General features: G+C 65.7%; 15 protein-coding genes. 10 read left to right on the forward strand and 5 right to left on the reverse strand.

Annotated features, from left to right (window positions below):
* The first annotated feature begins 2 nt into the window (after positions 1 to 2).
* Together odhB and lpdA are read left to right on the forward strand one after the other, a co-directional pair.
* Entirely contained in the window at positions 3 to 1,259 is a 1,257-nt protein-coding gene (gene odhB / locus SAMIE_RS02015; protein WP_066698201.1) for a 2-oxoglutarate dehydrogenase complex dihydrolipoyllysine-residue succinyltransferase, read from the forward strand.
* Between the two features lie 122 nt (positions 1,260 to 1,381).
* A complete protein-coding gene (gene lpdA / locus SAMIE_RS02020; RefSeq protein ID WP_066698385.1) occupies positions 1,382 to 2,782 on the forward strand; it encodes a dihydrolipoyl dehydrogenase in 1,401 nt (466 codons plus the stop codon).
* Between the two features lie 62 nt (positions 2,783 to 2,844).
* Here the strand turns inward: lpdA and SAMIE_RS02025 are convergent, their stop codons facing one another.
* The gene (locus SAMIE_RS02025; protein ID WP_066698198.1) at positions 2,845 to 3,183 is read right to left on the reverse strand and encodes a GntR family transcriptional regulator; all 339 of its coding nucleotides are present in this window, start codon (positions 3,181 to 3,183) and stop codon (positions 2,845 to 2,847) included.
* Between the two features lie 71 nt (positions 3,184 to 3,254).
* Positions 3,255 to 3,833: a nitroreductase family protein gene (locus SAMIE_RS02030; protein WP_066698383.1), complete on the reverse strand. Its 579-nt coding sequence runs from the start codon at positions 3,831 to 3,833 to the stop codon at positions 3,255 to 3,257.
* A gap of 143 nt (positions 3,834 to 3,976) precedes the next feature.
* Here SAMIE_RS02030 and SAMIE_RS02035 point away from each other — a divergent pair, with 143 nt between their 5' ends.
* Complete coding sequence (locus SAMIE_RS02035) at positions 3,977 to 5,500, forward strand: peptide MFS transporter (RefSeq protein WP_066698196.1); 1,524 nt, start codon at positions 3,977 to 3,979, stop codon at positions 5,498 to 5,500.
* Positions 5,501 to 5,643: 143 nt separating this feature from the next.
* On the opposite strand, the gene SAMIE_RS02040 is transcribed toward SAMIE_RS02035, so the two are convergent.
* Positions 5,644 to 6,087, reverse strand: a complete 444-nt coding sequence (locus SAMIE_RS02040) for an SH3 domain-containing protein (protein ID WP_174522207.1) — start codon at positions 6,085 to 6,087, stop codon at positions 5,644 to 5,646.
* A 168-nt stretch (positions 6,088 to 6,255) separates the two neighbouring features.
* Between SAMIE_RS02040 and SAMIE_RS02045 the strand changes: the two genes are divergently transcribed.
* From SAMIE_RS02045 to SAMIE_RS02060, 4 genes are all read left to right on the forward strand, one after another.
* The gene (locus tag SAMIE_RS02045; RefSeq protein ID WP_066698193.1) at positions 6,256 to 7,269 is read left to right on the forward strand and encodes a 2-hydroxyacid dehydrogenase; all 1,014 of its coding nucleotides are present in this window, start codon (positions 6,256 to 6,258) and stop codon (positions 7,267 to 7,269) included.
* 72 nt (positions 7,270 to 7,341) lie between these two features.
* Entirely contained in the window at positions 7,342 to 7,527 is a 186-nt protein-coding gene (locus SAMIE_RS02050) for a DUF1328 domain-containing protein (RefSeq protein ID WP_066698192.1), read from the forward strand.
* A gap of 5 nt (positions 7,528 to 7,532) precedes the next feature.
* Positions 7,533 to 7,733: a DUF5818 domain-containing protein gene (locus SAMIE_RS02055; protein WP_066698190.1), complete on the forward strand. Its 201-nt coding sequence runs from the start codon at positions 7,533 to 7,535 to the stop codon at positions 7,731 to 7,733.
* 41 nt (positions 7,734 to 7,774) lie between these two features.
* Positions 7,775 to 9,529, forward strand: coding sequence for a DUF885 domain-containing protein (locus SAMIE_RS02060; RefSeq protein ID WP_066698187.1), 1,755 nt, complete (start codon positions 7,775 to 7,777; stop codon positions 9,527 to 9,529).
* A gap of 1 nt (position 9,530) precedes the next feature.
* On the opposite strand, the gene SAMIE_RS02065 is transcribed toward SAMIE_RS02060, so the two are convergent.
* A complete protein-coding gene (locus SAMIE_RS02065; protein ID WP_066698184.1) occupies positions 9,531 to 9,767 on the reverse strand; it encodes a hypothetical protein in 237 nt (78 codons plus the stop codon).
* 276 nt (positions 9,768 to 10,043) lie between these two features.
* Between SAMIE_RS02065 and acnA the strand changes: the two genes are divergently transcribed.
* From acnA to SAMIE_RS02080, 3 genes are all read left to right on the forward strand, one after another.
* On the forward strand, positions 10,044 to 12,713 hold the full coding sequence (acnA, locus tag SAMIE_RS02070) for an aconitate hydratase AcnA (RefSeq protein ID WP_066698181.1): 2,670 nt from the start codon (positions 10,044 to 10,046) through the stop codon (positions 12,711 to 12,713).
* Between the two features lie 40 nt (positions 12,714 to 12,753).
* Positions 12,754 to 13,041 (forward strand): CBU_0592 family membrane protein, encoded by a 288-nt coding sequence (locus SAMIE_RS02075; protein WP_232037346.1) that lies wholly within the window; start codon positions 12,754 to 12,756, stop codon positions 13,039 to 13,041.
* A 72-nt stretch (positions 13,042 to 13,113) separates the two neighbouring features.
* Positions 13,114 to 13,809: a glutamine amidotransferase gene (locus SAMIE_RS02080; protein WP_066698177.1), complete on the forward strand. Its 696-nt coding sequence runs from the start codon at positions 13,114 to 13,116 to the stop codon at positions 13,807 to 13,809.
* Between the two features lie 57 nt (positions 13,810 to 13,866).
* Here the strand turns inward: SAMIE_RS02080 and SAMIE_RS02085 are convergent, their stop codons facing one another.
* The gene (locus tag SAMIE_RS02085; protein ID WP_066698170.1) at positions 13,867 to 14,523 is read right to left on the reverse strand and encodes a glutathione S-transferase; all 657 of its coding nucleotides are present in this window, start codon (positions 14,521 to 14,523) and stop codon (positions 13,867 to 13,869) included.
* Positions 14,524 to 14,536 lie beyond the last annotated feature (13 nt).

Below are 14,536 nucleotides of genomic sequence, written 5' to 3' on the forward strand. Positions count from 1 at the left end.
TCATGGCTACCGAAGTCAAAGTCCCCACGCTGGGCGAATCCGTCACCGAAGCAACCGTGGGCCAGTGGCTCAAGAAGCCCGGCGAGGCCGTGAAGGCCGACGAGCCGATCGTCAGCCTCGAAACCGACAAGGTCGCGGTCGATGTGCCTGCGCCCGCCGCCGGGACCATGGGCGACATCGTCGCGAAGGAAGGCGACACGGTCGAGGTCGGCGCGCTGCTCGGCTATGTGAACGCGGGCGATTCCGCCGCCGCGTCGCCAGCGCCTACCGCTGCACCCGCCGCGAAGGCCGAAGCAGCCGCGCCCGCTCCGGCGGCGTCCGCGCCTGCCCCCGCCGTCGAGGATGAGGGCGAGGGCGGCAGCCTGACGCTGTCGCCGTCGGTCCGCCGTCTCGTGCTGGAGCATGGCCTCGACCCGAGCAAGATCAAGGGCACCGGCAAGGATGGCCGCCTGACCAAGGACGATGTGGTGGCCGCTGCCGCCGCGGGCACCGCCAAGGCCGCCGCTTCCGCGCCCGCCGCCGCTGCCCCCGCTGCCGCTGTCCCTTCCTCCGGCCCGTCGCGCGGCCAGGAACGCGTCAAGATGACCCGCCTGCGCCAGACCGTCGCCAAGCGCCTGAAGGAAGCGCAGAACAACGCTGCGCTGCTGACCACCTTCAACGATGTCGACATGACCGCCGTCATCGAGGCGCGCGCGAAATACAAGGATCTGTTCGAAAAGAAGCATGGCGTGCGCCTCGGCTTCATGGGCTTCTTTACGAAGGCCGTGTGCATGGCGCTCCGCGACATTCCGGGCGTCAATGCGCAGATCGAAGGCGACGAGATCGTCTATAACGACTTTGCCGACATTTCCGTCGCGGTGTCCGCGCCGACCGGCCTCGTCGTCCCGGTGATCCGCAACGCCGAAAGCATGAGCGTCGCGCAGATCGAAAAGACGATCGGCGATTTCGGTCGCAAGGCGAAGGACGGCAAGCTGACGATGGAAGATATGAAGGGCGGCACCTTCACCATTTCCAACGGCGGCGTGTTCGGATCGCTGATGTCGACGCCGATCATCAATCCGCCCCAGTCGGCGGTGCTGGGCCTTCACCGGATCGAGGATCGCCCGGTCGTGCGCGACGGTCAGGTCGTGGTGCGCCCGATGATGTATCTGGCGCTCAGCTACGATCACCGCCTGATCGACGGGCGTGAAGCGGTCACCTTCCTCGTCGCGGTCAAGAATGCGATCGAAGACCCGACCCGCCTGCTGATCGACCTCTAAAGAGGGGTTCGGGCCATCCCGCGCGCTGTCCTTTTTGTTTGAGAAGGACAAAAGAAGAAGTAATGGCGTTCGACGGTTCGGGGCGAGGCACGCGGCTCGCCCCCAGCACGAACGGAGATGATATGGCTGATTTCGACTATGACGTCCTTGTGATCGGTGCCGGGCCGGGCGGCTATGTCGCCGCGATCCGCGCGGCGCAGCTTGGACTCAAGACCGCCTGCGCCGAAAGCCGCGAAACGCTGGGCGGCACCTGCCTCAATGTCGGCTGCATTCCGTCCAAGGCGATGCTGCACGCGTCGGAACTCTATGACGAAGCCGCGAACGGCGCGCTCGCGAAGCTGGGCGTGAAGATCGACGCGATGAGCCTCGACCTCGACACCATGCAGGGCCAGCGCATCGACGCGGTCAAGGGGCTGACCGGCGGCATCGAATTTCTGTTCAAGAAGAACAAGGTGACATGGCTGAAAGGCCTCGCCAGCTTCACCGGCGCGAACACGGTCGAAATCGCGGGTGAAAAGGTGACGGCGAAGAATATCGTCATAGCCACCGGTTCCTCGGTCACGCCGCTGCCCGGCGTCACGGTCGACAATGCGGGCGGCAGGATCGTCGATTCGACCGGCGCGCTGGAACTGGCGAAGGTTCCGGGCCATCTCGTCGTCGTGGGCGGCGGGGTCATCGGCCTTGAACTCGGCAGCGTCTGGAAGCGGCTGGGCGCGAAGGTCACGGTCGTGGAATTTCTCGACCAGATCCTGCCCGGCATGGACGGCGAAGTCCGCAAGGAAGCGAACAAAATCTTCAAGAAGCAGGGCTTCGAATATAGGCTCGGCACCAAGGTCACGAGCGCGCAGGTGGTTGGCGACGGCGTGAAGCTGACCGTCGAGCCTGCCGCCGGCGGCGCGGTCGAAACGATCGAGGCGGATGTCGTGCTGGTTTCCATCGGCCGCCGTCCCAATACCGAAGGTCTCGGTCTCGACAGGATCGGGCTAGACGTGAACCAGCGCGGCCAGATCGAGATCGGTCACGACTTCGCCACCAAGGTGCCGGGCGTCTGGGCCATCGGCGACGTGGTGCCCGGCCCGATGCTCGCGCACAAGGCCGAGGACGAAGGCATCGCCGTCGCTGAAAATATCGCGGGCCTGACCGGCATCGTGAACCATGACGTGATCCCGAGCGTGGTCTACACCAAGCCCGAAATCGCGGGCGTGGGCCTGACCGAGGAAGCCGCGAAGGCGCGCGGCGAAATCAAGGTCGGCAAATTCCCGATGCTGGCCAACAGCCGCGCCAAGACCAATCACGAGCCGGACGGTTTCGTGAAGGTGATCGCCGACGCGGAGTCCGACAAGGTGCTGGGCGTGTGGATCATCGCCACCGTCGCGGGCACGATGATCGCGCAGGCGGCGCAGGCGATGGAGTTCGGCGCGTCGAGCGAGGACATCGCCTACACCTGCCATGCGCACCCGACGCACAGCGAAGCGATCAAGGAAGCCGCGATGGCGGTGACGGGCAAGCCGATCCACATGTGATCCGGCGCTCGCCTTACCGAAACTGAAAAAGGCTCCTGCGATGCGGGAGCCTTTTTTCTGATCTACACGCTGGCGAGATCGTCGATCCGGATGCCCAGCCGCCGCATCTGTGCCGCGACCGGCGGCCAGACGGTTTCGAGGAAACGCTCCCGCTCCGCCTGCCGCAGCCTGCGCGTCGCACCGTCCGCGACGAACATGCCGACGCCGCGCTTGACGATCACGATGCCGTCATCCTGAAAGCTCTGATAGGCCTTGGCGACGGTCAGCGGATTGGCCCCCTGCGCGGACGCGAAGGCGCGGACCGAGGGGAGCAGGTCTCCGTCGGCAAATTCGCCGTCGAGAATGGATGCTGCGATGATCTCCCGCAGGCGGAGATAGACGGGTTTGGAGTCGTCGGCCATGGTGCATCAGTGCCATAATACAGCCATAGGGGTCAAGAAAATTGCTGACATAAACTTATTTGTCTGTGTAATTATCTGTCCCAGATGGACACGATGGAGACATAATCTGGCCGGGGCCGTTCCTCTTGCGGTCTGCCCGGCGTGCCGATGAAGACGAACCCGGCGATCTTCTCGCCATCGCCGCCGAAGGCCGCGCGCACCGTCTCGTTATAGCTTGGCCACCCCGTCAGCCAGCCCCCGGCAAAGCCCAGCGCGTGCGCCCCGTGCAGCAGGTTCATGATCGCCGCGCCCGCCGACAGTTCCTGCTCCCACACCGGGATCTTGCTGCCCGCGACCGGCGCGGAAAGCGCCACGACCAGCGTCGGCGCCTGATGCGCGAACTGCCGCATCGCTTCCAGCTCCAGCCGCCCCGCGTCGGGCTTTTCGGCGAGATAGGCGTCCTCCAGCAGCCGGGCGAGCGCGTCGCGCTTCTCCGGCGGCACGATGACGAAGCGCCAGGGCGAGAGCTTCCCGTGATCGGGCGTGCGTAGCGCCACTTCGAGCATCTGGCGCAACTGCGCCTCGTCGGGACCGGGGGCGATCAGGTCGCGCGGCTTGCCCGACCGGCGCGTGCGCAGCAGGGCGAGGGGGGAAGAAAGATCGTTGAACATCGCGCCAGACATGGCGGCGCGCGGTCCGCCGCGCAAGACGCAGCGCAGCGCTTTTGACAGCGCGCGCCAAAGCCGCCTAGGTTGCGGCGCATATAAGGCGGTCTGTCGGGCACGCTGCAAAGGCACATATCAAGGGGCGCCGCATGGCATCTTCGGACATCAGCGGGGGCGAGGCAGGCAGGACCTGGCTCGGCCATCCGCGCGGGCTATATCTGCTCTTCTTCGCGGAAATGTGGGAGCGTTTTTCCTATTACGGCATGCGCGCCATCCTGATCTTCTACCTCACCAAACATTTCCTCTTCGGCGAGGACAAGGCATATCTGCTCTACGGCGCCTATACCTCGCTGGTATACATCACGCCGGTGATCGGCGGCTATCTGTCCGACCGCTATCTCGGCCCGCGCAAGGCGGTGACGGCGGGCGGCGTGTTCATCGCCATCGGCCATTTCCTGATCGCCCTGACCGAAGGACCGGGCGGGCAGCAGCCCTTCTACCTCAACGGCTTCTATCTGGCGCTGGCCAGCATCATCGTGGGCACCGGCTTCCTGAAGGCGAACGTGTCGGTGCTGGTGGGCGAGCTGTATCCGCGCGACGACGCACGCCGCGACCCGGCCTATTCGATCTTCTACATGGGGATCAACATGGGCGGGATGCTGGGGCCGATCGTGTGCGGCCTGCTGGGCGAGCTTTTGGGCTGGAGCTGGGGCTTCGGCGCGGCGGGCGTGGGGATGCTGCTCGGCCTCGTCGGCTTCGTGGGACTGCGGCCATGGCTGCTGGGCAAGGGCGAGCCGCCCGTTCCCGGCGCGCTGCGCGAACGGTCGCCGGTGGGCGTCAGCCGCGAATGGGCCATCTATCTCGGCGCGGCGCTGGGCGTCGTCGCGATCTGGGGCGTGATCCGTTACGCCGAACTGCTGGGCTATGCGCTGCTGATCTTCTCCGCCGCGACCGTGGCCTATATCCTGTGGCGCAGCTTCGCGACGCTGGGCAGGGTGGAGCGCGACCGGATGCTGGCCGCGCTGTTCCTGATCGCGCTCAATCCGCTTTTCTGGGGGCTGTTCGAACAGACGGGATCGTCGCTCAACATCTTCACCGACCGCAATGTCGACCGCGTCATCCTTGGCTGGGACGTGCCGGCCTCACTGTTCCAGTCGGTCAATTCGATCTTCATCATCCTGCTCGCGCCACTGTTCGCGCTGCTCTGGACGCTGCTCGACAGGCGTCGGCTGGAGCCGTCCTCCACGGCCAAGTTCGGCGTCGGCCTCATCCTGTGCGGCGCGGGCTTCCTCGTGCTGGTGGCGGGCGCGGCCATGGCGGGGGAGGGGCTGACGCCGGTAATCTTCGTCTTCCTCATCTACCTTTTTCACACCATGGCGGAACTCTGCTTCTCGCCGGTGGGCCTGTCCGCCATGACGCGGCTATCGGTGTCTTCGATGGTCGGCCTTGTCATGGGCACATGGTTCCTCGCCATGGCGGCGGGCAATTTCATCGCCGGTCTCATCGCTCGCGCGACGGGCAGTGGGGAGGCGGGCAATGTCACGCAGGTGCTGGACGTCTACACGCAGATCGGCTGGTTTTCGGCCATCGTCGGTGTGGGCGTGCTGCTCATTTCGCCGTGGATCACGCGGATGATGCACCTCGACAGCATCGGTGCGGAGGAGAAGGCGTAGGGCGGGTGCGGCTGTCCTATCCGCCGCCCGCCGGGCTAAGGATCAGACTGCGTCCGCTGGCCCGTGCCTTTCGGAAAATGTCCAACATAGGACATGAAATGTCGAAACTTGCGGGAAATATGCGAAGTTAAGCGGGCGCGATCCTATTCCCCGGTCGCGCCCCAGATGTCGCCCGCCTTCACAAAGCCGCGCTGTCCCTTCACGTCGAAAGCGCACCAGCCGCCCGAACAGTCGCCCAGTCGCCCGACCACGCCCTTCTGCGCGCGGAACAGCGTGCGGGACTCGTCCTTGGCCGCTTCGTGCATCGGCGCGGTCTGCGCGCGGACGATGGCGGTCGGCGTGTCGCTGAGCAGGCGGACATGCATCCAGCCTTGCGTGCCGTCCGGGTCTTCGATCTTGCGCCACAGGCCCAGAACATGCACCACCTTCACCGGCAGGTCGCGGCGGCGATAGACCCAGTTGGACGGGTAATCGAGGCTCGGCCCCACGCGCATCCGCGCCTCGTCATGCGACAGCGATGCCCAATAGGGCGTCTTCTTCGCGGGCGAGGCGTCGGCGCCGGACAGTCCCGCCAGCGCGGGCAGCATCGCCGCCGCGACGCAGAGGCGCCTGATCGAAGGCCGGGGTGGTCGTTGCGTCATGCCCCCTCCATAGCGCGCGCAGGCAGCCCCCGACAATGTTTCAATCGCGGCGGATCGGGATGGACTGTCTCATATCCGCTTGACCCGCGATCCGCCCGCGCATAGCCGCTTCCTATGGCCCAGACCCCGCGCAAGACCCGCCCGCGCCCCGCAAAGCCCCGGATCGTCGTCACGCGCCGCCTGCCGCCGCAGGTGGAAGCGCGCATGGCCGAACTGTTCGACGCGCATTTCAACGCGACCGACAGGGCGATGACCCGCGATCAGATCGCCGACGCGATGGCCGATTGCGACGTGCTGGTCCCGACCATCACCGACCAGATCGACGCCGCGCTGATCGACGGCGCGGGCGAACGGCTGCAACTCATCGCCAGCTTCGGCAGCGGCATCGACCATGTCGACCTGTCCGCCGCGCGCCGCCGGGGCATCATCGTCACCAACACGCCGGGTGTTCTCACCGAAGACACCGCCGACATGACGATGGCGCTGATCCTGTCGGTGCCGCGCCGCCTTGCCGAAGGGGAAAAGCTGGTGCGCGCGGGCGAATGGCACGGCTGGAGTCCCTCGGGCATGCTGGGCCACCGGATCGGCGGCAAGCGGCTGGGCATCATCGGCATGGGACGCATCGGCCGCGCCGTCGCCCGCCGCGCCCGCGCCTTCGGCCTGTCCATCGCCTATCACAACCGCCACCGCCTGCCCTTCGAAGTCGAGCAGGAACTGGAGGCGGAATGGCATGGCGATCTCGACGCGATGCTGTCGGCCTGCGACATCGTGTCGATCCACTGTCCGCTCAACGCCGACAGCCGCGCCCTGATCGACGCGCGGCGGATCGCGCTGATGCGCCACGACGCCTATCTCATCAACACCTCGCGCGCGGAAATCACCGACGAAGGCGCGCTGATCGCCGCGCTTGCCGAAGGGCGGATCGCGGGGGCGGGGCTGGACGTCTACGCCCATGAACCGGCGGTCGACGCGCGGCTGCTCGCGCTTTCCAACGTGACGCTGCTGCCGCATATGGGGTCCGCCACGTTCGAGGGGCGCGATGCGACCGGCGCGCGCGTCATCGCCAATATTCGCACATGGGTCGACGGGCACCGCCCGCCCAATCAGGTGCTCGAAGGCTGGGTCTGACATAAGCCGCGCCGGAACATCGCGCGGCGCGGTCGGTTGGGGAAGGAGAGCCTCCAACCAAAGGATTTTTCCATGATAAAACTCGCGATCATCTCGCTCGTCATCGCCGCTGTTCTGGCGCTGCTGGGCTTTGGCGGCGCGGCGGGCGCGTTCGTCGGCATCGCCAAGATCCTGTTCTTCATCGCGCTGGCCGTTTTCGTCCTCTTCCTCGTGCTCGGCATCGTCGCTGGCAAGAGCGTCAAGGACGCGATAGACTGACGCCTATGGAAGCAGGGACGAGTGTCAATGAAACCGGAAGGCTGCTGCGCGACGCGGCGGGCTTCCTGCTTCAGCGCGATGCAGGCGGCACCTTCCGCCTCGTCCTGCTGCGCGTTCCGGTCGACCATGTGGAGAAGCGGGTGCGCGTGACGGGCTATTATGCCGGGAACGATGTGGTCGAAGCGGACGGCGTGGCGCCCGCCTGACCCCCTTGCCAAAGCGATGGGGGCGGGCGCACCATGGACCGATGCGCACGATCCTGCCTCTCCTCCTCGCTTTCGCGTCGCCTGCCATCGCGCAGGCGCAAACCGCCCACGACCGGCTTTCCGGCGTCATCGACGATCACTGGCGCTGGTATCTGAAGGAGCATCCGGTCGAAGCGACCGCGCGGGGGGTGCGCGACTATGACGACCGCATCGGCGACATGTCGCTCGCCGCCCGCGACGCGCAGGTGAAAGCGGAACAGGGCTTCGCCGCCCGGCTGGAGGCGATCCCGGCAGAAGGGCTGGACGCTGCGGACCGGGTCAACCGCGACGTGCTGCTGTGGATGCTGCGCGACGACGTAGAGGGCGACCGGCACGCGGCGGGGCGGCTCATGCTGTTCACCACCTATTATGGCTGGCATCAGGGCTTTTCGGCGATGGCCGACGGGCTGCCCTTCTACAATCGTGCCGATTATGAGAGCTACCTGAAGCGCCTTGCCCTCTATCCGAAGATGAACGGCGACGCGCTCGCCATCACGCGGCAGGCGATCCGGGGCGGCTATGTGCAGCCCTGCTCGGTGCTTCAGAACTACGCGCCGACCATCAGCGGCATCGTCGATGGCAAGCCGCAGGACACGCGCTTCTACGAGCCGTTCAGGCGGACGAAGCCCCGCGACATCGGCGATGCTGACTGGGCGGCGATGCAGGCGAGGGCGGTGGCGCTGATCCGCGACGTGCTGACGCCCGAATATCGCAAATGGCACGATCTGTTCGTGAAGGACTATCTGCCCCATTGCCGAAAGAGCGACAGCGCCTCCACGCTGCCCGGCGGCGCGGCCTGGTATGCGGCGCAGGTGAAGGCGCATACCACGACCGACCTGACGCCCGACCAGATCCACGCCATCGGCCTTGCCGAAGTCGAACGGATCGGCAGGCGCATGGACGAAATCGCGGCGAAGGCGGGCTATCCCGACCGCGCCGCCTATATCCGGCATCTGCGCACCGATCCGTCCTATTATGCAAAGACGCCCGAGGAGCTGCTGCGCGTCGCGGCGCGGCAGGCGAAGATCATCGACGGGCTGCTGCCCCGCTATTTCGGCACGCTGCCGCGCCTGCCCTATGGGCTGAAACCCATCCCCGCCGCCGAGGCCGAGGGCACCACCACCGCCTATTACGGCCCCGGATCGCCCGAAAGCGGGATTGCGGGCACCTTCTGGGTCAACACGTCGAAGCTCGACCAGCGGCCCTTCTGGGAACTGCCCGCGCTCACCGCGCATGAAGCCGTCCCCGGACACCACAACCAGATCGCGCTCCAGCAGGAACTGCCGCTGCCGCCCTTCCGCAAATATCTGGCGGGCTTCACCGCCTATGTGGAGGGCTGGGCGCTCTACACCGAATATCTGGGCGAGGAGATGGGTCTTTACGACACGCCCGAAAAGATGATGGGTCGCCTGTCCTATGAAATGTGGCGCGCCTGCCGCCTCGTCGTCGACACCGGCATCCACGCAAAGGGGTGGGACAAGGCGAAGGCGGTCGCTTTCATGCGGGAGAACAGCGCGCTGTCCGACGCCAACATCGACGCCGAAGTGAATCGCTACATCAGTTGGCCGGGGCAGGCGCTGGGCTACAAGCTGGGCGAGATCAAAATCCGGGAACTGCGGGCGAAGGCGGAAAGCGAACTCGGTCCGAAATTCGACCTCCGCCGCTTCCATGACGCGGTGCTGTCACAGGGCGCGGTGCCGCTGACGGTGCTGGAAAGCCAGATCGACGGCTGGATCGCTGCGGAAAAGGCGCGCTGAATCAGGCGGGCGAGAAGGGCAGGGGTGAGCGCGCCCGGCGTCCTGCCGTCACCACGCTCCAGCCATGATAGCCGCTGTCGATCGGCAGCGCCGTTTCGCAGAAAGCGCATTCGGCCATGATCCGCCCGACCAGCCACTGCCGCTCCCCGCATGCCGGGCAGGGCATCGCGCGTCCGGGACGATAGGTCAGCATCGGAATGCGGCTGTCGGCGGAAACGGTGGGGATCAGGGGCGTCATCCGCAGTCATCCTTTGCTACGCCCGTAAAACGCAGGAAGCGCCCTTCGTATCCTCCATGATAGCGCTATCTGAAAAAGATCGGGCGGATCGGACGGGCGATCCGCCACTTTGTCCATTTGACTCGGCCCCCCCAATCTGTATGGCACCGCAGCATCGGGACATACCGGCTTCGACCAGCGGTTGAGGCGCTTTCCCGCCACCTTGCCTCATAATGGCGAGCTTCTGGTGGAAATGCGTCATCCTCTGGCCGGGCCATGCGAGGAGACGCACATCTTATGACCGCCATCGGACAGGACACTCTTGGCACGCGCGACACGCTGAATGTCGCGGGTAAGGACATCGCCTATTATTCGCTGAAGAAAGCCGCCGCCAAGCTGGGCGACGTGTCCCGCCTGCCTTTTTCGATGAAGGTGCTGCTCGAAAATCTGCTCCGTTTCGAGGACGGCGTCACCGTCACCACCGACGACATTCAGGCGATCGTCGACTGGCAGAATGACAAGGGCAAGTCGGAACGCGAGATCCAGTATCGCCCCGCCCGCGTGCTGCTGCAGGACTTTACCGGCGTCCCCTGCGTCGTCGATCTTGCCGCCATGCGCGACGCGATGAACGCGCTGGGCGCCGACGCCAGCAAGATCAACCCGCAGGTGCCCGTCCACCTCGTCATCGACCACTCGGTCATGGTCGACGAATTCGGCACGCCCAAGGCGTTCGAGCAGAATGTGGAGATCGAATATCAGCGCAATATAGAGCGCTACGACTTCCTCAAATGGGGCAGCAAGAGCCTCGCCAATTTCTACGCAGTCCCCCCCGGCACCGGCATCTGCCATCAGGTGAACCTTGAGAATATCGCGCAGGCCGTCTGGTCGAGCGAGGATGCCAGCGGCGCGCTGGTCGCCTATCCCGACACCTGCGTCGGCACCGACAGCCACACCACGATGATCAACGGCCTTGGCGTCCTCGGCTGGGGCGTCGGCGGGATCGAGGCGGAGGCGGCGATGCTCGGCCAGCCCGTGTCGATGCTGATCCCCGAAGTCGTCGGTTTCCGCTTCACCGGCACGCTGAAAGAAGGCGTCACCGCCACCGACCTCGTGCTCACCTGCACCCAGATGCTGCGCGCGCGCGGCGTGGTGGGCCGTTTCGTCGAATATTTCGGCCCCGGCCTCGCCAGCCTCAGCCTTGCCGACCGCGCCACGCTCGCCAACATGGCGCCCGAATATGGCGCGACCTGCGGCTTCTTCGGCATCGACGACAAGACGCTCGACTATATGCGCCTGACCGGCCGCACCGAAGAGAATATCGCGCTGGTCGAAGCCTATGCCAAGGCGCAGGGCTTCTGGATCGACCCGGCGGTCGAGCCGGTCTTCACCGACACGCTGGAACTCGACCTGTCGACCGTCGTCCCCAGCCTCGCCGGTCCCAAGCGCCCGCAGGACCGCGTCGCGCTGCCCGAAGTCGACGATGTGTTCAACGCCGATATGGCGAACACCTACAAGAAGGCGCAGCAGCGCGTTCCGGTCGAGGGCAAGGATTTCGACATCGGCGACGGCGACGTCACCATCGCCGCGATCACGAGCTGCACCAACACGTCGAACCCCGGCGTGCTCGTCGCCGCCGGCCTCGTCGCCAAGAAAGCGAACGAACTGGGCCTCAAGCCCAAGCCCTGGGTAAAGACCAGCCTCGCGCCCGGATCGCAGGTTGTCACCGATTATCTCGAAAAGGCGGGGCTTCAGAGCCATCTCGACGCCATCGGCTTCAACCTCGTCGGCTATGGCTGCACCACCTGCATCGGCAATTCGGGTCCGCTTGCCGAACCGATCAGCAAGGCGATCAACGACAACGGCCTCGTCGCCGCCGCCGTGATCTCGGGCAACCGCAACTTCGAAGGCCGCGTGTCGCCGGACGTGCGCGCCAACTTCCTCGCCTCGCCGCCGCTGGTCGTCGCCTACGCGCTCAAGGGCACGGTGATCGAGGATTTCATCACCACCCCGATCGGCCAGAGCAAGGACGGCGTTGACGTCTACCTCAAGGACATCTGGCCCACCAATGACGAGGTCGCCACGACCATGGCGGGCTGCATGGACCGCGGCATGTTCCAGGCGCGCTACGCCAATGTCTACAAGGGCGACGCCCACTGGCAGGCGATCGAGGTGACGGGTTCCGACACCTATACATGGCGCGCCGGATCGACCTATGTCGCCAACCCGCCCTATTTCGAGGGGCTGAGCATGACCCCGGCGCCCGTCACCGACATCGTGGGCGCGAAGCCGCTCGCGATCTTCGGCGACTCGATCACCACCGACCATATTTCTCCCGCCGGTTCCATCAAGGTCGACAGCCCGGCGGGCAAGTGGCTGCAGGAGCATCAGGTCAGCAAGGCCGACTTCAACAGCTATGGCGCGCGCCGTGGCCATCATGAAGTGATGATGCGCGGCACCTTCGCCAATATCCGCATCAAGAACCAGATGCTGGACGGCATCGAAGGCGGCATGACCAGCTATAAGGGCGAAATCATGCCGATCTACGACGCGGCGATGGCGCACAAGGCGGACGGCACGCCGCTGGTCGTCATCGGCGGCAAGGAATATGGCACCGGCTCCTCGCGCGACTGGGCGGCCAAGGGCACCAACCTGCTCGGCGTCCGCTCCGTCATCGTCGAGAGCTTCGAGCGTATCCACCGCTCGAATCTCGTCGGCATGGGCGTCCTGCCGCTCCAGTTCAAGAATGGCGAAACCCGCGAGACGCTGGGCCTCAAGGGCGACGACAGCTTCACCATCGAGGGCGTCGCCGACCTGAAGCCCCGTCAGGACGTGACCGTCAACGTGACCCGCGCGGACGGATCGACCTTCAGCTTCGTGGCGCTCTGCCGGATCGACACCGTCAACGAGCTGGAATATTTCCTGAACGGCGGCATCCTCCAGTACGTGCTGCGCAAGCTGGCCGCTTGATCGCGGACTGAGCTTTGGCGACAAGAAAGGGCTTCTCCCGATGGAGAAGCCCTTTTTCGTGGGGGCGACGATGAACCTGCTGGTCGAGATCGTGGGCTGGGCCGGGGCGCTGCTTGTGCTCGGGGCTTATGTGGGGGTGTCGAGCGGGCGCATGTCGGGCGCGTCGGTCGCGTTTCAGGTCATGAACGCGCTGGGCGCCGCCTTCTTCGTGCTCAACACCTGGTGGCATGGGGCCATTCCGTCGATGGTGCTGAACATCGTCTGGAGCTTCATCGGCCTTGCCGCGCTGTGGCGCATCGCCCGGAACCGGCGCGGCGCCGTGCGATAGCTGATTTTGGCGCGCCGCAAGAAGCGCTAGGCTGGCGACGCTGCGCGCCCTTGGCTATCGTCGCGCCCAGCAATGAAGACCGCCCTCATCGTCCGTCATGTCCCCCGCGAAGGCGCGGCCGGGTATCTCCAGCCGATCGAGGCCGCGGGCTACCGGATCGAGCGGATCGACGTCGCCAGTCCCGATTTCGCGGGCGTCGATCTCTGCGAACCCGATCTGCTCATCATGATGGGCGGGCCGATGGGGGTTTACGAAGCCGATGTCCACACGTGGATTCCCACCCAGATCGACAAGCTCGCCGCGCGGCTGACGGCGGACCGCCCGACGCTGGGCGTGTGCCTTGGCAGCCAGATGATCGCGGCGGCGCTGGGCGCGCGGGTCTATCCCGGCGGGCAGACCGAACTGGGGTTCAAGCCGGTGACGCTCCATGCGACCGGGCGGGAATCCCCCCTGCGCCATCTCGACGATGTGCCGGTGCTCCACTGGCATAGCGATACGTTCGACCTGCCCGGCAATGTCGAACTGCTCGCCTCGACCGACCGCTACGCGCATCAGGCGTTCCGGCGCGGGCGGCATCTTCTGGCGCTGCAATTCCACGCCGAAATGGGGGAAGATCCGCGCTTCGAGGAATGGCTGACCCATTTCTGGGCCGATCTCGACAGCGCGGGCCAGTGCGCTCATGCGCTGCGCCGCGATCATGCGGACCATGGGTCTTCGGCGGTGGCGGCGGGGCGCGCCATGATCGCCGAGTGGCTGGCGCAGATCTAGAGCATTTTCGAAGCGGACGGACTCGTCCGCTGGCTCGGATCATGCTCCAGGACCGCGTCAGAATTCGGTTTCCAGCTCGATGATCTCGTCGGGTTCGGCGCGTGCCGCCTCGATCCACTCGCGCATCGGCGGCCAGTTGTTGATCGTCTGGCAGTAGGCGGCGGCCGCCGTCGACACCGGCACGGCGTAGGACAGGAAGCGCTGCGCCACCGGCGCGAACATCGCGTCGGCGACGGTCGGCTTCGCTCCGAACAGCCACGGTCCGCCATAGGTGCCGAGGCATTCCTGCCAGATCGTTTCGATCCGCTCTATGTCCGGGCGCGCGCCGGGGAAGATTGGAAAGCGCGCATGCCGGACCTTGAGGTTCATTGGCAGGGCGGACCGCAGATTGGTGAAGCCCGAATGGATTTCGCCCGACACCGACCGGCAATGCGCGCGCGCGATGCGGTCGGCGGGATACATGCCCGCGTCGGGATAAAGTTCGTGCAGATATTCCGCGATCGCCAGCGTGTCCCAGACGCTGGCCCCTTCGTGGGTGAGGCGCGGCACGAGGACGGACGGCGACAGCAGCAGCAGTTCGGCGCGATTGTCCTTGTCGTCCATCGCCACCATCCGTTCGACCACGTCGAGACCGGCGAGACGGCAGAGCAGCCATCCGCGCAGCGACCATGACGAATAATTTCTGGATGACAGGGTGAGTTCTGCGACCGCCATTCCGATCCTCCCG

Origin of the sequence: Sphingobium amiense (assembly GCF_003967075.1) — a bacterium.
Lineage (GTDB): Bacteria > Pseudomonadota > Alphaproteobacteria > Sphingomonadales > Sphingomonadaceae > Sphingobium > Sphingobium amiense.